Origin of the sequence: Brevundimonas subvibrioides, from assembly GCF_027271155.1 — a bacterium.
GTDB lineage: Bacteria > Pseudomonadota > Alphaproteobacteria > Caulobacterales > Caulobacteraceae > Brevundimonas > Brevundimonas subvibrioides_D.
This window is the reverse complement of sequence record NZ_CP114542.1, coordinates 2,030,389-2,053,166: the sequence shown is the minus strand read 5'-3', so window position 1 is coordinate 2,053,166 and position 22,778 is coordinate 2,030,389. Positions and strand designations below refer to the sequence as shown.

Annotated in this window: 27 protein-coding genes and 1 tRNA gene; 12 read left to right on the top strand and 16 right to left on the bottom strand. The window is 67.6% G+C overall.

From position 1 onward, the window contains the following. Positions 1-29: 29 nt before the first annotated feature. The 3 genes from O3139_RS10415 to O3139_RS10405 all read right to left on the bottom strand — a co-directional run bounded on the left by O3139_RS10415 (position 30) and on the right by O3139_RS10405 (position 927). Positions 30-114 (bottom strand) — tRNA-Leu (locus O3139_RS10415). 97 nt (positions 115-211) lie between these two features. Continuing rightward, positions 212-586: a four helix bundle protein gene (locus tag O3139_RS10410; RefSeq protein WP_269514014.1), complete on the bottom strand. Its 375-nt coding sequence runs from the start codon at positions 584-586 to the stop codon at positions 212-214. A gap of 89 nt (positions 587-675) precedes the next feature. Beyond that, positions 676-927 carry a FliM/FliN family flagellar motor switch protein gene (locus tag O3139_RS10405; RefSeq protein WP_209320507.1) on the bottom strand — a complete coding sequence of 84 codons (252 nt, stop codon included), beginning with the start codon at positions 925-927 and terminating at the stop codon, positions 676-678. A gap of 75 nt (positions 928-1,002) precedes the next feature. On the opposite strand from O3139_RS10405, the gene lipB reads away from it, so the two are divergent. Together lipB and O3139_RS10395 are read left to right on the top strand one after the other, a co-directional pair. Further along, positions 1,003-1,701, top strand: a complete 699-nt coding sequence (gene lipB, locus O3139_RS10400) for a lipoyl(octanoyl) transferase LipB (protein WP_269514013.1) — start codon at positions 1,003-1,005, stop codon at positions 1,699-1,701. An 82-nt stretch (positions 1,702-1,783) separates the two neighbouring features. Continuing rightward, entirely contained in the window at positions 1,784-3,640 is a 1,857-nt protein-coding gene (locus O3139_RS10395) for an ABCB family ABC transporter ATP-binding protein/permease (RefSeq protein ID WP_269514012.1), read from the top strand. Here O3139_RS10395 and O3139_RS10390 read toward each other — a convergent pair. The 4 genes from O3139_RS10390 to O3139_RS10380 form a co-directional block, all read right to left on the bottom strand. Beyond that, positions 3,637-4,584: an acetyl-CoA carboxylase carboxyltransferase subunit alpha gene (locus O3139_RS10390; RefSeq protein ID WP_269514011.1), complete on the bottom strand. Its 948-nt coding sequence runs from the start codon at positions 4,582-4,584 to the stop codon at positions 3,637-3,639. The two genes, O3139_RS10395 and O3139_RS10390, sit on opposite strands and share 4 nt — an antisense overlap. 84 nt (positions 4,585-4,668) lie before the next feature. Continuing rightward, positions 4,669-4,863 (bottom strand): type II toxin-antitoxin system HicA family toxin, encoded by a 195-nt coding sequence (locus O3139_RS14760; protein ID WP_420022313.1) that lies wholly within the window; start codon positions 4,861-4,863, stop codon positions 4,669-4,671. Between the two features lie 81 nt (positions 4,864-4,944). Then, on the bottom strand, positions 4,945-5,169 hold the full coding sequence (locus tag O3139_RS10385; RefSeq protein ID WP_269514010.1) for a DUF1902 domain-containing protein: 225 nt from the start codon (positions 5,167-5,169) through the stop codon (positions 4,945-4,947). A gap of 18 nt (positions 5,170-5,187) precedes the next feature. Beyond that, positions 5,188-6,090 carry a site-specific tyrosine recombinase XerD gene (locus O3139_RS10380; protein WP_269516467.1) on the bottom strand — a complete coding sequence of 301 codons (903 nt, stop codon included), beginning with the start codon at positions 6,088-6,090 and terminating at the stop codon, positions 5,188-5,190. Between the two features lie 101 nt (positions 6,091-6,191). Here O3139_RS10380 and O3139_RS10375 point away from each other — a divergent pair, with 101 nt between their 5' ends. Both O3139_RS10375 and aroB read left to right on the top strand, forming a co-directional pair. Then, positions 6,192-6,758 carry a shikimate kinase gene (locus tag O3139_RS10375; protein WP_269514009.1) on the top strand — a complete coding sequence of 189 codons (567 nt, stop codon included), beginning with the start codon at positions 6,192-6,194 and terminating at the stop codon, positions 6,756-6,758. Further along, positions 6,755-7,861 carry a 3-dehydroquinate synthase gene (gene aroB / locus O3139_RS10370; RefSeq protein WP_269514008.1) on the top strand — a complete coding sequence of 369 codons (1,107 nt, stop codon included), beginning with the start codon at positions 6,755-6,757 and terminating at the stop codon, positions 7,859-7,861. Before O3139_RS10375 ends, aroB begins: the two co-directional genes overlap by 4 nt. Positions 7,862-7,869: 8 nt before the next feature. On the opposite strand, the gene O3139_RS10365 is transcribed toward aroB, so the two are convergent. Both O3139_RS10365 and tadA read right to left on the bottom strand, forming a co-directional pair. Further along, positions 7,870-8,274 carry an MliC family protein gene (locus tag O3139_RS10365; RefSeq protein ID WP_269514007.1) on the bottom strand — a complete coding sequence of 135 codons (405 nt, stop codon included), beginning with the start codon at positions 8,272-8,274 and terminating at the stop codon, positions 7,870-7,872. Between the two features lie 44 nt (positions 8,275-8,318). Further along, a complete protein-coding gene (gene tadA, locus O3139_RS10360) occupies positions 8,319-8,771 on the bottom strand; it encodes a tRNA adenosine(34) deaminase TadA (RefSeq protein WP_269514006.1) in 453 nt (150 codons plus the stop codon). Positions 8,772-8,783: 12 nt separating this feature from the next. Here tadA and O3139_RS10355 point away from each other — a divergent pair, with 12 nt between their 5' ends. Genes O3139_RS10355 through O3139_RS10340 form a run of 4 tightly spaced genes read left to right on the top strand, consistent with a single transcriptional unit; the run spans position 8,784 to position 12,349 of the window. After that, positions 8,784-10,262 carry a pseudouridine synthase gene (locus O3139_RS10355; RefSeq protein ID WP_269514005.1) on the top strand — a complete coding sequence of 493 codons (1,479 nt, stop codon included), beginning with the start codon at positions 8,784-8,786 and terminating at the stop codon, positions 10,260-10,262. Between the two features lie 52 nt (positions 10,263-10,314). Beyond that, positions 10,315-10,959: a TMEM175 family protein gene (locus O3139_RS10350; RefSeq protein WP_269514004.1), complete on the top strand. Its 645-nt coding sequence runs from the start codon at positions 10,315-10,317 to the stop codon at positions 10,957-10,959. A gap of 1 nt (position 10,960) precedes the next feature. Then, positions 10,961-11,536 (top strand): 16S rRNA (guanine(966)-N(2))-methyltransferase RsmD, encoded by a 576-nt coding sequence (gene rsmD / locus O3139_RS10345; RefSeq protein WP_269514003.1) that lies wholly within the window; start codon positions 10,961-10,963, stop codon positions 11,534-11,536. A gap of 18 nt (positions 11,537-11,554) precedes the next feature. After that, the gene (locus O3139_RS10340) at positions 11,555-12,349 is read left to right on the top strand and encodes a MerR family transcriptional regulator (protein ID WP_269514002.1); all 795 of its coding nucleotides are present in this window, start codon (positions 11,555-11,557) and stop codon (positions 12,347-12,349) included. On the opposite strand, the gene O3139_RS10335 is transcribed toward O3139_RS10340, so the two are convergent. Then, on the bottom strand, positions 12,322-12,789 hold the full coding sequence (locus O3139_RS10335) for a low molecular weight protein-tyrosine-phosphatase (protein WP_269514001.1): 468 nt from the start codon (positions 12,787-12,789) through the stop codon (positions 12,322-12,324). The two genes, O3139_RS10340 and O3139_RS10335, sit on opposite strands and share 28 nt — an antisense overlap. Positions 12,790-13,369: 580 nt before the next feature. Here O3139_RS10335 and O3139_RS10330 point away from each other — a divergent pair. After that, positions 13,370-13,786: a hypothetical protein gene (locus tag O3139_RS10330; RefSeq protein WP_269514000.1), complete on the top strand. Its 417-nt coding sequence runs from the start codon at positions 13,370-13,372 to the stop codon at positions 13,784-13,786. 92 nt (positions 13,787-13,878) lie between these two features. Here O3139_RS10330 and O3139_RS10325 read toward each other — a convergent pair whose 3' ends face one another. Continuing rightward, on the bottom strand, positions 13,879-14,124 hold the full coding sequence (locus O3139_RS10325; protein WP_269513999.1) for a hypothetical protein: 246 nt from the start codon (positions 14,122-14,124) through the stop codon (positions 13,879-13,881). 181 nt (positions 14,125-14,305) lie between these two features. After that, on the bottom strand, positions 14,306-16,165 hold the full coding sequence (mutL, locus tag O3139_RS10320) for a DNA mismatch repair endonuclease MutL (RefSeq protein ID WP_269513998.1): 1,860 nt from the start codon (positions 16,163-16,165) through the stop codon (positions 14,306-14,308). A 178-nt stretch (positions 16,166-16,343) separates the two neighbouring features. On the opposite strand from mutL, the gene O3139_RS10315 reads away from it, so the two are divergent. Continuing rightward, a complete protein-coding gene (locus tag O3139_RS10315; protein ID WP_269513997.1) occupies positions 16,344-17,570 on the top strand; it encodes a DUF418 domain-containing protein in 1,227 nt (408 codons plus the stop codon). Between the two features lie 27 nt (positions 17,571-17,597). On the opposite strand, the gene O3139_RS10310 is transcribed toward O3139_RS10315, so the two are convergent. After that, on the bottom strand, positions 17,598-18,755 hold the full coding sequence (locus tag O3139_RS10310) for a GNAT family N-acetyltransferase (RefSeq protein WP_269513996.1): 1,158 nt from the start codon (positions 18,753-18,755) through the stop codon (positions 17,598-17,600). Continuing rightward, a complete protein-coding gene (locus O3139_RS10305; RefSeq protein ID WP_269513995.1) occupies positions 18,752-19,210 on the bottom strand; it encodes a RidA family protein in 459 nt (152 codons plus the stop codon). Before O3139_RS10305 ends, O3139_RS10310 begins: the two co-directional genes overlap by 4 nt. A gap of 113 nt (positions 19,211-19,323) precedes the next feature. Here O3139_RS10305 and O3139_RS10300 point away from each other — a divergent pair, with 113 nt between their 5' ends. Then, the gene (locus tag O3139_RS10300; protein WP_269513994.1) at positions 19,324-20,250 is read left to right on the top strand and encodes a hypothetical protein; all 927 of its coding nucleotides are present in this window, start codon (positions 19,324-19,326) and stop codon (positions 20,248-20,250) included. Here O3139_RS10300 and O3139_RS10295 read toward each other — a convergent pair. Together O3139_RS10295 and O3139_RS10290 are read right to left on the bottom strand one after the other, a co-directional pair. After that, a complete protein-coding gene (locus O3139_RS10295; protein WP_269513993.1) occupies positions 20,247-20,987 on the bottom strand; it encodes a polysaccharide deacetylase family protein in 741 nt (246 codons plus the stop codon). The two genes, O3139_RS10300 and O3139_RS10295, sit on opposite strands and share 4 nt — an antisense overlap. 23 nt (positions 20,988-21,010) lie before the next feature. Further along, the gene (locus O3139_RS10290; protein ID WP_269513992.1) at positions 21,011-22,270 is read right to left on the bottom strand and encodes a DNA polymerase IV; all 1,260 of its coding nucleotides are present in this window, start codon (positions 22,268-22,270) and stop codon (positions 21,011-21,013) included. Positions 22,271-22,388: 118 nt separating this feature from the next. Here O3139_RS10290 and O3139_RS10285 point away from each other — a divergent pair, with 118 nt between their 5' ends. Next, positions 22,389-22,772 (top strand): response regulator, encoded by a 384-nt coding sequence (locus O3139_RS10285; protein ID WP_269513991.1) that lies wholly within the window; start codon positions 22,389-22,391, stop codon positions 22,770-22,772. Positions 22,773-22,778 lie beyond the last annotated feature (6 nt).

Here is a 22,778-nt window from a genome sequence, read left to right as displayed (position 1 = left end):
GCGCCGATCGTATCCCTTGTTACGTCAGATGGTGCGGTCGAGAAGACTCGAACTTCCACGGGTTGCCCCACAGCGACCTCAACGCTGCGCGTCTACCAATTCCGCCACGACCGCTCGCATCGGAGCGGGGGCTGTAGCGGAGGATCGGAGGGAAGGGAAGGGGGGCGACACAGGCAATAGGCAGTAGGCAGTAGGTCGTAGAAGACGTGTTTCAGGGGTCCTGGTGTTGTTCCAGGCGCACAATGAGCGCACGGAGCATCCGGCCGAGTTCGTCGGTTTGGGCCAGGACCGGGCTTGTCCTGTCTTCGGAGCAGATCGAAACGCGGCCGGCGAGGATCAGGTGCGTCTCAACCTCCTTGAGGGAACCCTGAGCGATGCGCAGGAAGCTGAGGTAGGAGCCCGTGGTAGAGCGTCCGTAGCCTTCCGCGATGTTCGCCGCGATGGAGACGGATGCGCGTCTGATCTGTGACGTCAGACCGAACTGTTCTTCCTTGGGAAAGCCGCGGCTCAGATCATAGACCAGCACGGTCAAATCCATGGCCCTTTGCCAGACCTTCAGATCGCGATAGCTGTTGACCGTATCCACTGGCACCGACCTCGCAACTGTCTACTGCCTACTGCCTACTGCCTACTGCCTACTGCCTACTGCCTACTGCCTACTGCCTATTTCTTCGTCTAGGCCGCTCCGGCCATGAAGTCGTAGACGTCGGCAGGGCGGGTCACCGTGATCGCGATGCGGTCTTCGCGGATTTCGATCATGCCGCGGGCCACCGGGTGGTTGTTGGCCAGGATCCAGACCTCGTCGTTTTCCGACGCATCGAGCGGAATCACGGCACCGCGCCCCATCCGCAGCAGCTGGGACATAGGCAGCACGGAGCGGCCCAGCACGACGGACAATTCGACGTCGACGGCTTCGATCTGGCTCAAGGGAACTCCGGATACGCGGGAGGTACAGACGTCTGGACTTGCATTGGTGGCTCCCGGGGACACATTGATCCCATCATGCTTGCCGAGCCGTTAAGCGCCGCCGTTTCACCGCTGATTCGTTCCGATGGCCGCCCGGTCGAATGGGTCGTCGCGCCCGGCTATGTGCCCTACGAGGACGCCGTCGCCGAAATGGAGAGGCGGGTGGCCGCGATCGCGGCCGGGGATGCGGCCGAGCGGGTCTGGTTGCTGGAGCACCTGCCGCTCTACACGGCCGGGGTGTCGGCCAGGGATGGCGACCTGCTGGATGCCGGGCGGTTCCCGGTGCACCGGACGGGCCGCGGCGGCCAGTTCACCTATCATGGACCGGGCCAGCGCGTGGCCTATGTGATGCTGGACCTGAACGCGCGCGGGAAGGACGTGCGCGGCTTCGTGCGGGGGCTGGAGGCCTGGCTGATCGGAGCGCTGGCCGAGTTCGGCGTCGAGGCCGGCGTTCGCGAGGGCCGGGTCGGTGTCTGGGTCGAGCGCAGCGGGCCGGGATGGTCGCGCGAGGACAAGATCGCGGCCATCGGCGTCAAGATCCGCAAATGGGTCAGTTTTCATGGCATCAGCCTGAACGTCGAGCCCGATCTCGGCCACTTCGGGGGCATCGTTCCCTGCGGCATCACCGATCACGGCGTGACCAGTCTGATGGACCTGGGCATCATCTGCGGCATGGACGAGGCAGATGTGGCGTTGAAGGCCAGTTTCCGGCGGGTCTTCGGGCCGGTGCTCTGAACCACGCCTTTCAGACAGCAGCGGCGCAGTCCATATGCGTGGCATGGCACGTGGCGAACGATCGGGACAACGGGGTGGCTCGATGGAAGCCAAGGCACAACTGGCGGGGGTCGCGCCCGACCCGGCCGATGGACCCCGGACGATCCCGGCGATGATCGACCTGGCCCGGCTGGTCGGGCGATCGGGTGCGCCGCAACTGCATCTGCGGCTGGTGGTTTCGATCGCACTGATCATTGCCAGCAAGGCGCTGGGCGTGGTGGCACCGCTGGTGCTCGGGGCGGCGGTGAACCATCTGGCCAGGGATCAACCGGCGGGCGTCTCGGTCGGTCTGGGCTTCGCAGGCTTCGCGGTGGGCTGGGCGATCGTGCGATTCATTTCCTCGGCGGCCCCCCAGCTGTCTGACGTCGTGTTCGCCCCCGTGCGTCAGGCGGCCCAAAGACGCGCTGCGACCGAGACCTTTGCCCATGCGCTGAACCTGTCCCTGGATTTCCACCAGACCAAGCGGTCCGGCGCCCTGTCCCGGACTGTGGACCGCGGTTCGCGCTCGGTCGACTTCCTGTTGCGCATCCTGACCTTCAACCTGGCCCCGACGGTTCTGGAGCTGGCCCTGGCCGCTGCGGTGCTGGGGGGCAAATACGACTGGCGGTTCGCGGGCGTCGCGGTGGTCGTGGTGGTTCTCTACACCGGTCTGACCTTCGCCATATCCAACTGGCGGATCGAGCATCGACGCACGATGAACACCGCCGACACGGAAGCTGCGGGTCAGGTCGTCGATGCCCTGCTGAACTACGAGACCGTCAAGTCATTCGGGGCCGAGGGCCGCGCCGCCGAGGGCTATGACCGGGCGTTGGGGGTCTATAACGCTGCGGCGCTCAAGGCGAACAGTTCGCTGGCGCTGCTGAATGCCGTCCAGGCCCTGATCATGAACGTGGGTCTGGGCGTCATGGCCGTGATGGCGGGCTTCGAGGCCGCAGCTGGCCGGATGGGGCCGGGCGACGTGACGGCGGCCGTCCTCATCATGATCTCGCTGTATGCGCCGCTGAACATCCTGGGCTTCGCCTATCGGGAAATCCGCCAGTCCTTCATCGACATGGAGGAGATGCTGAAGGTTACGCGTCAATCGCCACAGGTCGCCGATGCGCCGGGAGCCGCAGACCTGGTGCGTCCCCAGGATCAGCGCGGGGGATCGCTGGCGTTCGAGGACGTCTCGTTCCGTCATGATGCCCGCGCCAAAGGCCTGGAAGACGTGTCCTTTCAGGTGGCACCGGGCACGACCACCGCCCTGGTGGGCCCCTCCGGCGCGGGAAAGTCCACCATCGTCAAACTGGCGCTGCGCCTGCTGGACCCCCAGACGGGACGCGTGGTCATCGACGGCTCGGACATGCGCGATGTGACCCAGGCGTCGCTGCGCCGGGCAGTGGCCCTGGTGCCGCAGGACGTGGCGCTGTTCAACGACTCGCTGCGCGTCAACATCGCCTTCGCCCGGCCGGACGCGGACAAAGCGGCGATCGAGGCGGCGGCGGAGGCGGCGGAGCTGTCGGACTTCATCCGCAGCCTGCCCGAGGGCATGGAGACCCGCGTCGGAGAGCGGGGCCTGAAGCTGTCCGGGGGTGAGCGCCAGCGCGTCGGCATCGCCCGCGCCCTGCTGGCCGACCCGTGCATCCTGATCCTGGACGAGGCGACCAGCGCTCTGGACAGTCGCACCGAGGCCGCGATCCAGAAGACCTTGCGGAAGGCCAAGGCGGGTCGCACCACCCTGGTCGTGGCGCACCGCCTGTCCACCATCGCCGACGCGGATCAGATCCTCGTTCTCAAGGCCGGCCGCATCGTCGAGCGCGGGGCGCACCATGAGCTGGTCGCCCGGGTCGGTGGCGAATACGCCGCGCTGTGGAAAAAGCAGACGCGCGGGGCCCGAACCGCCGCGGACGTTGAAATCTAGGCGCGTCCGATGGCATAGAAGCGGTCCGACCGCTGTTTGCGCAGCGCGGCAGGTGTCAGCGGCAGAAGGGCCTGAAGCTCTTCCCACACGGCATCGCCCACAGCTTTCATCGCCGCCTGCGGGTCGGCATGGGCACCGCCGACCGGCTCTGGCACCACGCGGTCCACGATTTTCATGGCCATCAGGTCCGGCCCGGTGATCTTCATGGCGTTGGCCGCATCCTTTGCCCGCGCCCCGTCGCGCCACAGGATACCGGCGGCCCCCTCGGGCGAAATCACCGAATAGATCGAGTGCTCCAGCATCAGCACCCGGTTGGCGGCGGCCAGCGCGATGGCACCGCCGGAGCCGCCCTCGCCGGTGACTGTGGCGATCATCGGCGTGGTCAGGATCAGGCCGCGTTCGGTCGAGCGGGCGATGGCCTCGGCCTGGCCGCGTTCCTCGGCCCCAAGGCCCGGATAGGCACCGGCCGTATCGACGAAGGTCAGGACCGGCAGGCCGAAGCGATCCGCCATGTCCATCAGGCGCACGGCCTTGCGATAGCCCTCGGGCCGCGCCATCCCGAAATTGTGGGTCAGGCGGGTGGCGGTGTCGTGGCCCTTCTCGTGGCCCATGACGACGACGGCCTGTCCCCTGAAACGGGCGAGGCCGCCCAGGATGGCCTGGTCGTCGCCGAACTGGCGATCGCCACGCAGTTCGACATAGTCGGTGAACAGCGCGTCCAGATAATCGACGAAATGCGGGCGCTGCGGATGGCGCGCGACCTGGGTCTTCTTCCAGGGATCGAGTTCGGCATAGGTCTTCCGGCGAAGCTGCTCGGCCTTCTTTTTCAGGCCCTCGATCTCGGTCTCGAACGAGCCGGAGGTCGCGGCAAGCAGCCCGAGCTCCTCGATCTTGGCCTCAAGATCGGCGATCGGCTTTTCAAACTCGAGATAGTGGGTGGCCATGAGGCGTCCGGGAGGGGCGGGCAAACAGGCCCTGTCGCAAGGCGGCGGAACCTAGAGAGGTCAACGCCGGGGGGCAAGCGGGGTTCAGAAAGCTTTGGGCAGGCCAGCCTGTTTGAGAACACCGTTGGCCGTGTGCCGGCTTTTGGAGCGAGGCACGATGACGCTGTGGGCGACGTCGGGATGGCGCCATTTCTCATGACTGCCCTTGGCACTTTCGGCACGACGCCAGCCTGCCGCTGAGAGAAGCGCAGTGAGTTCCGCATAGAAGTCATGGGGCATCGTTCGGCGCCCGATCAGCTTCGCAATCGACGTATCCGAACATGGAACCCGCTCAACGCACGGTAGGGTTTGGTGGCCGTGTCACGCTGCGATGACGTCGAAACCGCCCAAGGCTTCAAATCGGACCGGCACCTGGCCGTGGATGCCGAGGTTTTCCGCAAGAAGCTCCGGGGCAAAATGGCGAGCCAAAGACTCGAACTCCGCAAGGGTAGCGGTCTCGAGCACGAGCCCCTGGATGTTGGACTCGCTGGTCCAGACAGCCGCCTCGGCATCCCAGATCGCCTTGACGTAGAAGGACTGGCTCATGAGCCTGAATATGCGCTCTTACTCGTCTCTCGCCAAGGGATGGTGACGGTTGACCACCTGCGTCAGGCGATCCGTGGCGACGTGGGTGTAGATCTGGGTGGTGGCGATGTCGGCGTGGCCGAGCAGGGTCTGGACGACGCGCAGATCCGCGCCCCCTTCCAGCAGATGGGTGGCGAAGGCGTGGCGCAGGACATGGGGGCTGACGCGGGCGGGATCGATCCCGGCGTCGATCGCGGCCTGGTCCAGCATCTGGGCGAAGCGACGGGGCGTCAGGTGGCCGGACGCCGCGCCGGACGGGAACAGCCAGGGGCTGTCGGGCGCCTTTTCCGGTCGCTGCGCGTCGCGAACGTTCAGCCAGGCCTTCACGGCCTCCCGCGCCGAGGCGTTCAGGGGGGCCAGCCGCTCCTTGCCGCCCTTGCCGCGGACGATCAGCCAGGCGGGATCGCGACGGACGGCCTCCACGCGCAGGGCCAGCAGTTCCGATACTCGCAGGCCCGAGGCATAGGCCAGTTCGACAAGGGCGATCATGCGAACCCCCGCTGCGCCATCGCGAGCGGCCGATGCGGTCAGCAACCGCAACACCTCCTCGCGGGTCAGGGTGCGGGGCAGGGGTCGGCCCTGTTTCGGCGCATCGAGGCGGCGGGAGGGGTCGTCGGCACGCCAACCCTCGCCCAGGGCGAAACGATAGAACTGGCGCACGGCCGATCGGCGTCGGGCGGCCGTGGCGGTCGAAAGGCCTCGCGTCGACAGTCCGGAGAACCAGGCTTCGATCGCGGCCTCATCGGCACCGAGCAGCCCGACCTTGCCCACCGCCATCTCCGCATCGGCCAGATCGCGGGCATAGGCGGACAGGGTGTGGGGCGAGGCGTCGCGCTCGACCGCCATCATCTCGAGAAAGGCCTCGACCTGCGGCGTCGTCATCGTTCGCAGATCGGCGTGTTCCGGTGGCGCCCACAGCGGCTTGGTGTAGAGATCGACACGATCATGTCTGTCCAAGCCTTCCTGCCCAGCGCGACCGTCCGGTGAGCCGAGACACGTCCCGTCCACCGATTCCCAGGCCGACCCGCATCATAGCGCTGGTCGGGCTGATGGGCGTGGGAAAATCGACCGTGGGTCGCCGCCTGGCCAACCGCCTTGGCCTGCCGTTCGTCGACGGGGACGACGCGATCGAGGCCGCGGCCCGCATGACGGTGTCTGAAATCTTTGCGCAGCTGGGCGAGGCCGAGTTTCGGGCGGGAGAGGCCCGGGTGATGCGACGTCTGCTGGAAGGACCGCCGATCGTGCTGGCGACCGGGGGCGGTGCGGTGCTGAATCCCGACACAAGGGCCCTGATGAAGGCGAAGGCGACGTCGGTCTGGATGCGGGCCGACATCAAGGTCGTGGCCGCGCGCGTCCAGCGGCGCGACACTCGGCCCCTGCTGCGCGGCAAGGATCCGCTTGCCACCCTGACCACGATGGCCGAGGTGCGCTATCCGGTCTATGCGACCGCAGACGTGACCGTGGACGTCGGCGCGGGAGCCCACGCCGAGGCCGTAGAGGCGATCCTTCAGGCCCTGGAGGCCTATTGGGCCCAGGAGGGCGTGCAATGACGACCGTGGTGCCTGTCGGGGGCGGGCGCTTCACGCCCTATGACGTCGTCGTCGGGCGGGGTCTTTTGCGAGAGGCCGGGCACCGCATCGCGCCCTTCGCCAGGGGCCGCACCGTGGTCGTCAGCGACGAAACGGTCGCCGCCCTGCACGGTCCTGCTCTCAGATCATCGCTTGAAGAGGCTGGTATAAAAGCGGAAATTGTTTCCGTTCCAGCGGGTGAAGCATCCAAATCCTTCGGCGAGCTCGAACGGCTGATGGACCGGCTGCTGGCGACGGGACTGGACCGCAAGGACGTGATCGTGGCGCTGGGAGGGGGCGTGGTCGGTGACCTCGCCGGGCTGGCGGCGGCGCTATACATGCGCGGGATCGACTTCATCCAGCTGCCGACCACCCTGCTGGCCCAGGTCGATTCCTCGGTCGGTGGGAAGACGGCGATCGACACGGCGCGCGGCAAGAACCTGGTCGGGGCCTTCCACCAGCCGCGTCTGGTGCTGGCCGACATCGACGTCCTGGGCACACTGCCTGATGTGCAGTTGCGCTCGGGCTGGGCCGAGGTGCTGAAGCATGGGTTGATCTGCGACGCCGGTTTCTTCGACTGGCTGGCGGGGGACGGCGCGGCCGGAGCCAGGGGCGACCCCGAGGCCCTGACCCGGGCCGTCATCCGCTCGGTCGAGATCAAGTCGGCCATCGTCGGCGAGGACGAAAAGGAGGCCGGTCGCCGCGCCCTGCTGAACCTCGGCCACACCTTCGGTCACGCGATCGAGGCCGAGCTGGGGTTCGAGGCGGCAGCGCTCGCGCATGGCGAGGCCGTCGCGCTGGGGTGCTGCATGGCGTTCCGCTTCTCGGCCGGGCAGGGGCTGTGCGATCCTGCGGACGCCGCTCGGGTCGAACAGGTTGTCACAGCGGCCGGTCTGCCGACGCGACTGGCCCAGGCCGGGACGTTCTCCAGCGAGGCCTTGCTGGCGCGGATGGCCGGCGACAAGAAGGCCGAGGGCGGCGCGGTCACCCTGATCCTCGCGTCCGGGATCGGCCAGGCCTTTGCGCAGAAGTTTGACGACGCCGCACCGATATTGGCGTTCCTGCGCCAGGAGGGTGCTGACTGACCCTGGGCCTAATCGATCGCCCGGCACTGGGTGTCGGCGCGGCCGTCGGCGGTCCAGGTGGCCAGGATGCCCTTGCCGCGTAGCTCGGTCTGGCCCGCCCGGTACCAGATGCCGTCGGCGGCCCGCTCCTGGAACAGGTCGGCGGCCTCACCATGTGAGTTCCGGACCGTCGCCATGGCGCGAGGATTGTCGAAATCGACCGTCAGGCGCTCGCCGTTGTCGCAGAGATAGACCGTGCGGATCACGCGGTTCAGCGCGCGGTCCTGAAGCTCGGCGCCCGTCCGACGTTGCGCCGTCTGGGCGTCGATGGCCCGCTGCTGAACCGCGTCGGCGCTTTCGGGAGCCGACCGCGACTGACCGCACCCGCCGAGCAGAGCCAGACCCAGCAGGGCGACGAGGGCGACGATCTTCATGGCAACTCCGGCGGCGCTGGCGGTCAGGCTTGGCTGTAACGGGCTCAGCCGGTTCGCGTTCCGGTGCGCCGGGCCCTGAAGAAGGCGCGCAGGGCGTCACCGCACGCGTCTGCCAGGATCCCGCCCTCGACGGCGGGACGCGAATGCAGGGTGGATTGGTCGAAAAGACGGGGTCCATGGACGACCGCGCCGCCCTTCGGATCGTCGGCACCCCAGACCAGCCGGCCGATTCGGGAATGGCTGATGGCACCGGCGCACATGGCGCAGGGCTCCAGCGTGACATAGAGGGTCAGGCCGGTCAGGCGATAATTGCCCAGAGCCGACGCCGCCGCGCGGATCGCCTGAATCTCGGCGTGAGCGGTCGGATCATGCCCTGATATCGGGGCGTTCGCGCCCGTCGCGACGACCTCGCCGGTCGCTTCGTCGACGATCACGGCCCCGACGGGAACCTCGCCTGCGTCCGCCGCCGCTTGCGCAAGGTCCAGTGCCATGCGCATGAACCGCTCATCATGGCCCGCCATACCGACGACAACGACAAGAAGCCCCGCCCCAGTCAAGCCCCGAGGGCGCACAAGCCCGGGGATCGCCCGAAAGGCGGCTCCGCGCGCCCCGGCTCGGCCTCCGCTTCCCTGTTCCAGTCCAGCGCGAAGGCACCCGAAGGCGGACGCGGCTCCGGCAGCGGGCGCGCCTATCCGGCCGACAAGGGGGCGCGGCCTGAACCTCGGGCCAAGGGGCCTCGCCCCGGGGGAAAGCCGGGTGGCAAGCCCGGCAAGGACGCCGCGCCCGCCGAGCCGAAGCGCAGCGAACGGATCGCCAAGGCCATGGCACGGGCCGGCATCGCCTCGCGCCGCGAGGTCGAGCGGCTGATCGGTCTGGGCAAGGTGGCGGTCAACGGCCGCATTCTGGATACGCCCGCGACCCTGGTCACCCGCGACGACGTCATCACCGTGGACGGCAAGCCCATCGCGGCGGCCCAGGCGACCCGTGTCTGGCGCTACAACAAGCCGGTCGGTCTGCTGACCTCGCACAATGATCCGGCCGGACGGCCGACCGTGTTCGACGCCCTGCCCAGCGGCCTGCCGCGGGTGATCTCGGTCGGGCGACTGGACATCAATACCGAAGGTCTTCTGCTGCTGACCAACGACGGGGAGCTGAGCCGGGCGCTGGAGCTGCCCGAGACGGCCCTGGTGCGCCAGTACCGGGCCCGCGCCCGGGGGCGGGTGACGCAGGCCGAGCTGGACAGGCTGAAGGACGGCGTGACCGTCGACGGCGTCCGCTACGGCCCGGTCGAGGCGACCATCGACAAGGCGACGACCAAGGAGGACGGCTCGCAGGCCGCCAACCTGTGGATCAGCGTCCAGATCGCAGAGGGCAAGAACCGAGAGGTCCGAAAGGTGCTGGAATCGGTCGGTCTGACCGTCAACCGGCTGATCCGCCTGGCCTATGGCCCCTTCCAGCTGGGCACCCTGGCCACGGGATCGGTCGAGGAGGTCGGTCCCCGCGTGATCCGCGAACTGCTGGGCGAACACATCCGCCCCGACAACCTGCCCCAGGGCAATACGGTCGAGACGCCCGCGCCGATCCCCGGCCGCCGCACCGGTGCGCCCAAGGTCACGGGCACTTCGGGCTCGGCCATGTCGGATCCGTCGAGGAAGCCCAGCCGCGTTCGCGCCGCCGCGACCGCCCAGGTCGAGGGGGCCGAGCGGGCCAATCGACCCCCGAAGAAGGCCGGCTGGGCCAAGGCCGCACCGCCCAATCCGCGCGGACCCTCGACCAAGAAGCCCTGGAAGCCCCGCGAGGACGGCGCAGCGGTCGGCGAACGTCCGGCGCGGGTGTTCAAGCCGCGCGAGGACAAGATCATCGGGCCGAAGTCGGCGACCTGGGCCCGCGACGGGGACAAGCCGAAGCGCGACTTCAAGCCCCGTGCGGGGGGCACGGGCGGACCCCGCTCCACCGGTCCACGCACGGGCGGCAAGCCGCGCGGTTGACGCCGGGTGTCGTCCATTGGACGTTGCCGGCCTGACGGCAGGGGGCTCCGCCATGACTGATTCCGCGCACGACCACGCGCATCCGAAGGACAACAGCCTCGATCGGCTGCTGTTCTTCTCCGACGGCGTGTTCGCCATCGCTATCACCCTGTTGTCGATCGAGCTGCACCCTCCGCACGACTGGGACGGGACAGCGGCGCAGCTGTTGAGGCAGGGCTGGCCGGGGTTCGCGGCCTATGCGCTGAGCTTCCTCGTCATCGGAATCTTCTGGACCTCCCATCGACGCATGTTCACCCAGATCAGGCGGTTCACGACAGGCGTCTTCCTGCTGAACCTGCTGTTGCTCGGCCTGATCGCCCTGATGCCGTTTATGACCAACCTGCTCTACATCGATGGCCCGAGGGGCGAGGCCTTCCTGATCTATCTGGGGGTGGTCAGCGCCGCCGGGCTTGTCCAGGGCGCAATGTTGGCATGGGCGGTGTTTGTGAACCACGCGGTCGATCCGGCTGTCCACGTCTCTCGACGGGTCACGGCGATCCTGTCCGCCGGTCTGTTGCCGGGGCTGATCTCGGCCGGATCGATGCTGATGTTCGGCGTGGTCGGAGGGGGTGTGGAGTTGTGGCTGCCAGCCGTGTGCTTCGCGATGGCCGTCGTCATCCTGCTCGCGCGCGGTTTGGCCGAGAAGCGGTACCGCTAGGTTGAGGATCGTCGCCGGGAAGCTGAAGGGCCGGGCCATCGTCGCGCCGGAGGGGCAGGGGACGCGCCCGACCTCCGACCGCGCGCGGCAGGCGATTTTCAACGTGCTGGAACATGCCGCCTGGGCCGAGCCCCTGGCCGGCGCGCGGGTCATGGACCTGTTCGCGGGGTCGGGAGCCCTGGGGTTCGAGGCCATGAGCCGGGGGGCCGCCTTCGGCCTGTTCGTGGAGACGGACGAGGCGGCGCGCGGCGCGATCCGCGAGAACGCGGACACCTTCGGGGTCATGGGGGCCACGCGCGTGCATCGACGCAGCGCGATCGATCTGGGCGCGCGGCCGGGATCGGACGGCGAAGCCTTCGACCTCGCCTTCCTCGACCCGCCCTATGGCAGAGGATTGGGCGAGCAGTCGCTGCAACGGTTGCTGGAGGGCAATTGGCTGAAACCCGGCGCGCTCGTCGTGTTCGAGCGCGGGTCGGACGAGCCGGAGATCGAGACGCCGGGCTATGAGCGGCTGGACGCGCGCGACTATGGGGCGGCGCGGGTGCTGTTTTTGCGGCTTGACCCTGAGGTGGCGTAAGACCCCATAGGGGTGTCCATGCGGAACGACGCGCGCCACGCCCTCCATACCGTCAGCCAGCTGGCCAGGCTGTCCGGGACCTCGGTCCGGACGCTGCACCACTATGACGCCATCGGAGTGCTGAAGCCCGCGACGGTCGGCGAGAATGGATACCGCTACTACGGGCGAACGGAGCTGCTGCGCCTGCAGCAGATCCTGATCCATCGGGAGTTCGGAGTGCCGCTCAGCGACATTCCGGCCCTGCTGGAGGCCGGAGACTCCGACCGGCTGACGGCCCTGCGACAGCAGCGGGCGCGGCTGGAGCAGGAAGCGGACCGCTATCGCCGTCTGGCCCGGACGATCGACCGCACGATCGCCGAACTGGAAGGACGAGCGACTGTCATGGACAAGCAGCTATACGAGGGCTTCAGCCCGGAAAAACAGGCCGGATACGAGGCCTGGATCGTCGAACGATACGGCCAGCCGGCTCAGGACCGCATCGAGGCGGGCAAGGCGGCGATGGCAGCCCTGTCGCAGGCAGAGCGCGACAGCTGGCTGGCCGAGGTCGCCGGAATGGAAGCCGATTTCGCGCGCGCGATGGCTGAGGGGGCGGCATCCGATGATCCGGCCCTGGATCCTTTGCTGCAACGGCATCACGCCTGGGTCGCGAAGACCTGGAAGATGGGGCCGACCGCAGAGGCCTATGCGGGGCTGGGCCGGATGTATGTTGAAAATCCGGACTTCCACGCCCGCTACGAGGGCATCCGACCGGGGCTGGCGGAATGGATGGCAGAGGCGATGGCGGCCTATGGCCGGCGGGTCCTGAGCGCCTGAGCCAGCCCGACCGCTGCGGCCGTGACCTCTTCCCAGGTGACGTCGAAGCCGTCGTCGTCGCCGAAATACGGATCAGTTACCGGCTGGCCTTCCCGACCCGGCACATGGTCCAGCGCAAGGCTGAGCTCTGCAACCGCGTCGGCGGGAGCCAGCCGGCGCAGATTGGCGAGGTTGTCGAGGTCCAGCGCGACGATATGGGTGAACCGCCGGAAATCGGCGGGTTTCACCTGCCGACCCCGGTAACCGGAGATGTCGATGCCGTGGCGGGCGGCGACCGCGCGGGCGCGGGGGTCGGGCGGATCGCCGATGTGCCAGTCGCCGGTGCCGGCCGAGTCCACGACCAGGTCGAGCTCCAGCCGTTCGGCCTCGGCGCGCAGGGCAGCTTCCGCCAGCGGCGAGCGACAGATGTTGCCGAGACAGACGAACAGGACGGAGGGCATGGGGGGAGTATAGGCCGGATTCTGACTTGTCCGGGACCTTCGGGACCCCCGCCATCGGGCGGCCCGTGTGTCCGGGGGACTTGTGCAGCGCGGACCTGGCAAGCGTCCGCTGCGGGTGGAAAGCGGACCCTCCGTGTGCCTATCCTCTCACTATGAGACGACACTTTCCCCTTCGGTTCGCGACAGTGGCGGTTCTACTCAGCGGATGCGGGTTTGCCCCGGCTGCGGTTCAGGATCAGTCGGCATCCACCCGATGGAAACGCACTCCCACGCCTGACGAGATCGCTCGCTGCCAGCCGCCGGTTACCGACATTCCAGACGGCTCGGCTCGTCTCCGTTGTCGAGTTGGTGTAGCCGGAGAGTTGGAACGATGCGTCGTTCGCAGCACCACAAACGTCAGGCTTGGAGAGTGGGGCTTGTGCATGTCAGCACTATTTTTGGCCGATGATGCTCACATTGGGCAGGAGGTCGAACTCCCCCTGCAATGGCGACGCCCCGCTTAGTCAGGTGTCCGCTTAGGGTCGAGAGCGGACAGAAGCCTAGGGGTGGACAGCGGACATTATAGGGGGAGTATCTATCGATGCCATCGCTCCCGGACGCACTTAAACTACCGCTCTGGATTATCGAGCAGGCGACGCTGAACATTGTCGGCTTGGTCGTTGCTGTGATCTGGATCGCAACATTGGTGATGCTGATTTGGAGAGCCAAGGCTGGCTGGTCACAAGCATGGCCGACACTCATTCTGCCGCTACCGTGGATCGCGCTTGCCGTCTGGGCCGGTCTCCATGCGCGTTCAGCTTACGGACCGCAAACAGGATTTCATGCTGACGTGCTAGGGATTTTGGCAGCCGGCTTGACCATCGGCTTGAGCGTTTTCGCTATCGTGAAAGCGAAGAAGGCACGACTGCCAGTCTTTGGTCTCGTGCTTTTGAATGGCTGGTTCTGCTTTGTCGCGGCTTTCATTTCGATAATGGCGACCACAGGCCAGTGGCTATAGCTCATGAGCAGCGCGACGCATCTGAGCCTCCGCTATGGGTCGAAAACAAACGGTCGCCGTAGGGTGAAAAGCGGACGCGCCGCGCCATTTGGTCAGCGGTTTCTCCTGTCGATCCAGACCGCGAGGATGAAGATCAAGAACGGCAACACCATCAGGCCGTTCAGCACCCATTGCTGCTGAACAGAGATGTAAAACGGGTCACCATGGTCCGAGAGCCGAACCACATTGTCGCCTGTGGGTAGGTCCGGGCCATTACGACCAAGCCAGGATCGGAACTTCAGAAAGATGCCCCATGTCACGAGGGCAGCCGCCGCTAAAGCATTCCGGAAAAGTCGCATGGGCATGTCCCTGAGGATGGAGTGTTTCCCACGCTGCTAAGGTCCGCAACGGGTCGGGCTCCGACTTCAGCCGTAGGCCAAAAAGCAGGCTCCCATCGCGTTTCGACCTGGCGGCGCGATGTCATCTTCAGGCGACGCGACGACGTCCGTTTCTTGCTCTGGTGCGACCTGATCCCACCTGTCACCGCCGCCCGAACAGCTTCTCCAGATCCGCCAGCTTCAGCTCCACATAGGTCGGCCGCCCGTGGTTGCACTGGCCGCTGTGCGGGGTGGCCTCCATCTGGCGGAGGAGGGCGTTCATCTCCGGCGCGGACAGGACGCGACCGGCGCGGACGGAGCCGTGGCAGGCCATGGTGCCGCAGACCTCGCCGAGGCGCTCGGACAGGGCCAGGGCCGCGCCGTGCTCGGCCAGGTCGTCGGCGATGTCGCGGATCAGGCCTTGCACGTCGGTGTCGCCGAGCAGGGCGGGCGTCTCGCGCACCAGCACGGCCCCGCCGCCGAACGGCTCGACGATCAGGCCCAGTTGCGCCAGTTCGTCAGCACGGGCGACAACACGGTCAGCCTCGGCCGGGTCCAGCTCGACGACTTCGGGGGTCAAGAGGGCCTGACGGGTGACGGACCCTTGCGCCATCTGGGTCTTCATCCGCTCATAGACGAGGCGTTCGTGGGCGGCATGCTGGTCGACCACGACGATGCCGTCGCGCGTCTGGGCGACGATATAGGTGCCGTGCACCTGGGCGCGGGCGGCCCCCAGGGGCTGGTCGATGGGGTCCGGGACAGTGGCGAGTGGCGCGTGGCGGGTGGCGAGGTCGCCCTCTCCGATGGCCCACCCCGCCTCGACGCGGGCGGAGCGTTCACCGAGACCGGGGATCTCCTGGGCCGCGACCGGGCGGTCCCAGCCGGTCCAGCCGCTGAAGCCGCTGGCGGCAAAGCCTTGCGACCGGGACGAGGTCGGGCTGAACGCCGCCCCGGTGTGGGCCGTGAACCCCGCCAGCACATTGTCGGCGACGGTGGTCGAGGCACGGTGCCCGGCGGCGTGGAGCGCATGTCTCAGCGCCCCGACGATCAGGCCGCGCACCAGGGCGGGGTCGCGGAAGCGGACCTCGGCCTTGGCCGGGTGGACATTGACGTCGACGAACAGGGGATCGATCTCGAGGAACAGCACCGCCGCCGGATGCCGGTCGCGGGCGAGGAAGTCGGCATAGGCCCCGCGCAGCGCCCCCTGCAGCAGCCGGTCGCGGACCGGGCGGCCGTTGACGAACAGATACTGGTGCCCGCCGTTGCCGCGCGAATAGGTCGGCAGGCCCGCATAGCCCGACAGCCGGATACCCTCGCGCGACTGGTCGATCAGCAGGGCGTTGGCCTCGAAATCCCGGCCCAGCAGGGCGGCGAGCCGTTTCAGGCGGCCCGCGTCGCCCGGGTGTTCGGCGGGCAGGCGCAGGGTCGTGCGGCCGTCGAGATCGAGGGTGAAGGCCACGCCTTCATGCGCCATGGCCTGACGCCTGATCTCCTCCGAGATGGCCATGGCCTCGGACCGTTCCGACTTCATGAATTTGAGCCGGGCCGGGGTGGCATAGAACAGGTCGCGGACCTCGACGCGGGCGCCGTGCGGGCCGGGGAAGGCGGCGGGGGCCACGGGGCGGGTGTCGCCGCCCTCGACCGTGATCTGGTGGGCGTCGCCTCCGGGGCTGCGGCTGGTGATCATCAGCCGGGCGACCGAGCCGATGGAGGGCAGGGCCTCCCCCCGGAAGCCCAGGGTCGAGATGCGCAACAGGTCGACGTCGCCGGCGTCATCCGGCTCCAGCTTGGAGGTCGCATGGCGCTCGACGGCGAGGGCCAGCTGGTCCGGGGCCATGCCATGGCCGTCGTCGGCGATCAGGATGCGCGACAGGCCGCCGCCGTCCGCCTGGACCTCGATCCGGGTCGCCCCGGCGTCCAGCGCGTTCTCGACCAGCTCCTTGATGGCGCTGGCCGGGCGTTCGACCACCTCGCCGGCGGCGATGCGGTTGACGGTCTCGGGGGGGAGGCGACGGATGGGCATGGGATTCGTCCAACCATACGCCTTCGCCCTCCCTCCGTGCACCCCGGCGCAGGCCGGGGTCCAGATCACGGACTCGATGGCGGGATTTGGTGCCGGGCACGCTGAACCGGTCCGGAGCATCTGCCATCTGGACCCCGGCCTGCGCCGGGGTGCACGGTGGGGGAGAGGGAGATCGCAGATGAAACCCGGCACCCGACTGACCGGCCCGCCGAAACTAAACCCGCCGGGGGATGGACCGACGTCTCAGGGCGCGAGAATCCATAGCCTCGACACGGTGCGCGGCCTGGCGCTCTTCGGCGTTCTGATCATCAATCTGGACAGCGAGTTCCGGGTGACGCTGTTCGAACAGTTCCAGCCTGCCGCGCTCGCGGCCGCATCATCGTCGTTCGATCGCCTTGTCTCGATGCTGTTCGGCCTCCTGATCGAGTTCAAGGCGTTCGCCGTATTCTCGCTGTTGTTCGGCGTCGGCCTTGCGATGCAGTTCGACCGCCTGCGCGAGAGCAGCCGAAGCCGTGTTCTGGTCCGGCGCCTGCTCGTCCTCCTGATGTTCGGCGTCGTTCACCTGACCCTGATCTGGAATGGCGACATTCTGACCGAGTACGCCATCGCAGGACTTGTCGTCATTCCGCTTCTGGGTCGCTCCCGCTTGACCCTCGGCGTGGCGGCTGCGGGCGCGATGCTGCTCTATCTCGTAGTGCCATGGCTACCCTTGCCGTTCAGCTTTCCCTCTGCGGAGTGGATAGACTCCCATGTGACCACGGCCCGCGCCGTCTACGGCAGCGGCTCGTTCCTTGAGGTCTTGCGGTTCCGCATCGAGGAGTTGCCACAGATCGCGAAACTGCATGCCTACGTCTTCCCGAGGACCGTCGCCCTCATGCTTCTGGGCGCGCTCATCTGGCGATCCGGAGCCCTGAAACCCGGCCATGGCGCAAGGTCACCGATCCGCAGCGCGGGCGCCGTTCTGGTCGTCCTGGGGGCGGCTGCGTCGATCACCGCGATCCCGGGCGTGGCACCCGGATGGATCGGGTCCGTGTCGACCGGCGCTGCGCCTGTCCTGCTGGCGGTGGGCTATGCCGCGCTCGTCTGGGTCATCTCGTCCAGCCGTCCCGGATGGCTCGTGAATTGGGCGGCTCCGGCAGGGCAGATGGCCTTCACGAACTACATCCTGCAATCGGTCGTCCTTGGACTTCTGTTCTATGGCTATGGCGCGGGACTGATGGGAAAACTCGGCGTGTCTGCGGGGCTCGGCGTTTCCATTCTCCTTTTTCTTCTGCAGGTTATCGCCAGTTCCTTCTGGCTCAGGTTCTACCGGTATGGACCCCTCGAATGGGTATGGCGGTCGCTGACATACGGGTCGGTCCAGTCCTGGAAACGACCGGATCCGCGCATCGCGAATGGGATGTGAGGGAGGCCGGTCAGGCCCGTTGTCTCTTCAGGAGGCCCGATACGGCGACAGCTCCGCCGTCATCGCCAAGATCTCCGCTTCCACGCCACTGCGCTCCTGCTCCAGATACCGCGCCACCGGCGTCCGCAGGGCCGGGTCCGCGATCCAGTGGGCGGAATAGACGGAGGAGGGCAGGTAGCCGCGGGCGATCTTGTGCTGCCCTTGCGCCCCCGCCTCGACGCGGGACAGGCCACGCGCGATGGCGAAATCGATGGCCTGATAGTAGCAGAGCTCGAAATGGAGGAAGGGCACCTCCTCCAGCGCGCCCCACTGACGGCCATACAGGGCGTCGCGGCCGATGAAGTTCAGGGCACCGGCGACGGGCGTCTCGTCGCGGAACGCCATGACCAGGGCGATGCGGTCGGTCATCGTCTCCCCGATCATGGAGAAGAAGGCGCGGGTCAGATAGGGGCGGCCCCATTTTCGGGCCCCCGTGTCCTGATAGAATTCGAAAAAGGCATCCCAGTGGGCCTCCAGAATGTCCGGACCGGTCAGGATGCGGATGTCGAGACCGGTTTGGGCGTCGCGGCGTTCGCGCCGGATGGTCTTCCTCCGGTTCGACGACAGGGCGGCCAGAAATTCGTCGAAGGTGGCGTAGCCGTCGTTCCTCCAGATAAACTGCATGTCCTGGCGACGCAGCATCCCGGCCTCGCCCATGGCCGACCATTCGGGCTCGGTCGGGAAGTTGACGTGCAGCGACGACACTTCCAGGCGCTGCGTCAGGGTCAGGGCACCCTGGATCAGGGCCGCGCGGACCGTGGCCTCGTCCGTCCCGGGCGCATGCAGGAACCGGGGCCCGGTCGCGGGGGTGAAGGGCACCGCTCCCAGCAGTTTGGGATAGTACTGCCCGCCCGCCCGCTGCCAGGCGTCGGCCCAGGAATGGTCGAAGACGTATTCGCCCTGGCTGTGGCCCTTCAGATAGAGGGGCATGCACCCGAGGACCGCCTCGTCCGGCCCCATCAGGGTCAGATGGCGCGGACCCCAGCCCTGCCTCGCGACCGCGCTGCCCGAGGCTTCACAGGCGTGCAGGAAGTCGAAGCTGACGAACGGATCGCCGGTCGGACCGGCGCAGGCGTCCCACGCCTCGCGCCCGATGGCCGCGATGCTGTCGTGGACCTGGAGGGTGAACTCTGGCTGAGGAGTCACCGCACCTCGACGATGGCGTCCACCTCGACGGCAAAGCCGAGGGGCAGCTGATAGACGCCGACGGCCGAGCGGGCGTGGCGGCCTGCGTCGCCGAACACCTCGACCATCAGGTCCGAACAGCCGTTGATGACGGCGGGAATGGCGGTGAAGCCCGGGCCGGCCTGAACGAAGCCGCCCAGCTTGACGATACGGACGACGCGGTCGAGGTCCCCGTCCAGCGCGGCGCTCAGCTGGGCCAGCAGGTTGATGCCGCACAGGCGGGCGCCGGCCTGGGCCTGTTCCGGGGTGACGTCCTCGCCGACCGTGCCCTTGAGCCCGCCCGACGCATCGTTCGACAGCTGGCCCGAGATGTGGATCAGATTGCCGGTGCGCACGAAGGGCACATAGTTGGCCACGGCCGCAGCGGGCTGGGGCAGGGCGATGCCGAGTTCGGCCAGGCGGGCGGTGATGGACATGTCGGGCTCCAGAGAGGGGTCGGCGGGGGTTTAGCGCGGGTCGCGCGCGGCGTCTCCTCCCCCTGCGTCGCATGGGCAGGAGACATTAACCGGCGTGTGGCATCGTCCAGGCCATGGAAACGCTTTCTCCCAGCCAGGTCGCGGCGTTCAACGCCGTCCGGGCCCGCCTGAGCGCCGAAGATCGGGTGCGGGTCGATATCGCCTCGGTCGAGGCCGTGGAGCCGGCAACGACCGCCGCGCGGCACTGGAATTTCGATCTGCCCGCCCATGCCGCCGATCAGGCTCTCGGTCCCGATGCGACCGACGCCATGCGCCGCGCCCTCGTCGCCACCTGGGCGCTGGAGTTGCCCGGTCGGGCGAAACAGGCGGCCCTGCCGGGCGAGGTGATGGAGCTTTATCCCTACTGGCTCGACAGGATGGCCGAGTTCCTGACGTCGGCGGCCGACAGCGACGCGAACTATGACGCCGACCACTGGGCCAAGGATGTGCGGCTGGCGCTCGTCCTGAGTGTTCCCGGCAGCCTGACGCAGAACATCGATCTGTCGTCCCCGCTGGGACCGGGTCAGGTGGTCCGGAACGGACTTCACGGTCACGGATGGGCATCCTTGATCCGCTATACTCAGGCTCGCGGCTGGGACCGGCCCTGGCTCGAAACCCACACCGAAGGCCGCCAACTGGTCGATTTCAACGAGGCCGGCTGGGACCGCACCTGGGCGACGGGCGCGGCGATCTGCAAGACACGGCCCGATGTGGCCGGGATGTTCGGATCGAGCTGGTTCTTCGATCCCCCGCTGGAAACCATCAGCCCCCGCCTGGCCTATCTGCGGCTGAACCCCCTGAAGGGCGGTGCCTTCATCATCCACCAGGGACCGGCCCCGATCCATTCCGAACGGGCGAGCGCGTCCTCGCCGACGCGCAAGGCCCTGATCGAGCGCGGAGAATACACCCCGAGCTCCTGGCTGGTCGCCTGGCCACGCAGCGCCCTGATCCCGTGGGCCGAACAGCGGAAGGTTGCGCTGGAGATGCAGGCGGCGGCCTAGCCCGCCATCCGTGCCCAGGCCGCGCCGATCGGCATGATCTCCAGCCCCGCTGCCCTGGCCAGCCGGATCATCCGGTCCAGATCGTCGGGTGTGCAGCCGTAAGGGGTCGGTCCATCCATCACGTCATGGCCACAGGCGATCAGCCAGCCCTTCCGCCCGGCCGTTTCCGCCATCAGGGCTTCGAGGTCATAGCCGGGCAGGCGCCGGGCCTCCAGACCGATGGCCTTCAGGTTCGTGCGGTCGGCCGTGCCGGCGTTGACCCCGTCACCGACGCCCCGACCCAGGTCGAAGCGGTCTGCGATCACGGCCTTCGTGGCCCGCGCCACATCGCCGAACGGCCAGGCGAAGGCGGTCATGCGGTGCCCGTCCAGACGCTCGGCCACCCAGGCCGCGTTGCGGTCGAGGTCTTCCGCATAATCGGACGCCGGCATCCGCAGGGCGTTCGCATGGCTGAAAGTATGGCATCCCACCTCATGACCCGCCTCGAACAGGGCCTGAAGGTGCGCCGTGGTGAACTGCGGCCGGTCCAGGTTCGAACCGCTCTCCAGTCCCCCACAGACGAAATAGGTCGCCTTGATCCCGTGCTCGGCCAGGATCGGCCCGGCCTCGGTCCAGGCGGTGGCGGGAATGTCGTCGAACGAAAGGCTGAAGGTGCCCCGCTCAGGCTGGATTGGCGCAGGGCGAACATCCAGATAGCGACCGGCGCGGCGGCGCATCTTGTCGAGAAGGGCGGACATGGGCGCAGTCTGGCCGAACCGCCTTAAGGACGCTTCAACGCGCGTCCCGCCACCACGGCTCCGGCACCGAACTTCTGCCGCAGGGCATCGATCGTGGTCTCGGTTTTCAGGGTTCGGGCCTCGCCACGATCGAACAGGGCGGGGGGCATGTCTTCGGCGTCCTGGATGTCGGCCAGGCCGATGCCGATCAGGCGATAGGGGCGGCCCAGTTCGGGCTTCAGCAGGTCGCGGCCTATGGCGAACAGGGCGCGCGCCGTCTGGACCGGCTCGGGCATGGTGGTGCGGCGGGTGACGATCCGGAAGTCGGTGCGTCGCAGCTTCAACATCACGACGCGGCTGGCGACGCCGTCACGACGGGCCTTGGAGGCGATCTTCTCGCACAGGGGCCACAGCTCGGCTTCCAGCTCTTCCTGCGTTGTCAGGTCGGTGTTGAAGGTATTTTCCGCGCTCATGCCGCGTCGGTCGTGCTCGGGGGTCACGGCGCGCGCGTCGCGGGCGTGGGCCAGGTCGTGCAGGCGCAGGCCCGTCTCCCCGTAGCGTTTGACCAGGTCGCGCACATCGGCCGAGGCCAGGTCGCCGACCGTGGCAAAGCCGTCGCTGATCAGGGTCTTGCCGAAGACGGGGCCCACGCCGGGCAGGATGCGGACGGATTTCGGTGCCAGCAGGGCCTCGGCATTTGCCGCCCCGATAACCGAGAACCCCCGTGGCTTGTCCAGCTCCGACGCGATCTTGGCCAGGAACCGGTTTGGGGCCAGTCCGATCGAAACCGACAGGCCGGTCTCCTCCTCGATCCGCTTCTGCAGGCGGATCAGCTGGAGCGCCGGCGGACCGCCGTTCAGCCGCTCGGTCCCTGACAGGTCGATCCAGGCCTCGTCCAGAGACAGGGTCTGCACCAGCGGCGTCAGTTCGCCCACCATGCCGAAGATACGTTCCGATTCAGGAACATATTTCGAAAAGTTCGGCTTGATGACGACCGCGTCGGGACAGGCCTTCAGGGCCTTGAACATCGGCATGGCCGAATGCACGCCGGACTGGCGGGCGATGTAGCAGCAGGTCGACACCACGCCCCGCACGCCGCCCCCCACGATCACCGGGCGGTCGCGCAGTTCGGGGCGGTCCCGCTTTTCCACCGACGCATAGAAGGCATCGCAATCCAGGTGGGCGATCGACAGGCCGGAAAGCTCGGGATCGCAGACGACGCGCGGCGAACCGCAGGCCGGGCAGCGCGCGACCGCGTCCGCTCCGGTCCAGAGGCATTCTCGACAGATGGCGGTCATGGCCATGCGTGGGATTCCGACTTCACCCCAACTTAAGACTGCCCGGGGCACAATCCCAATCGAAGAGGGCGAAACGCCTCAATGCGCAGTTCGCGCGTCAAACGAGGCCGCAGACCGGGTGAAGATGTCCAAGAAAGTCCTCATCGTCGAGGATAACGAGCTGAACATGAAGCTTTTTCATGATCTGCTCGATTCCCAGGGCTATCAGACGTTTCAGACCCGCGAGGGACTGCAGGCGATGGCGTTGGCGCGCCAGCACATGCCCGACCTCATCCTGATGGACATCCAGCTGCCCGAGATCAGCGGCCTGGAAGTCACCAAATGGCTGAAGGACGACGAGGAACTGGCCCACATCCCGATCATCGCCGTCACCGCCTTCGCCATGAAGGGCGATGAGGAACGCATCCGGCAGGGCGGCTGCGAGGCCTATATCTCCAAGCCGATCTCGGTGATGCCGTTCCTGGAGACGGTGCGCAAACACCTCGGCACCCCGGTCCTGGCAGGGTAGGGGTCG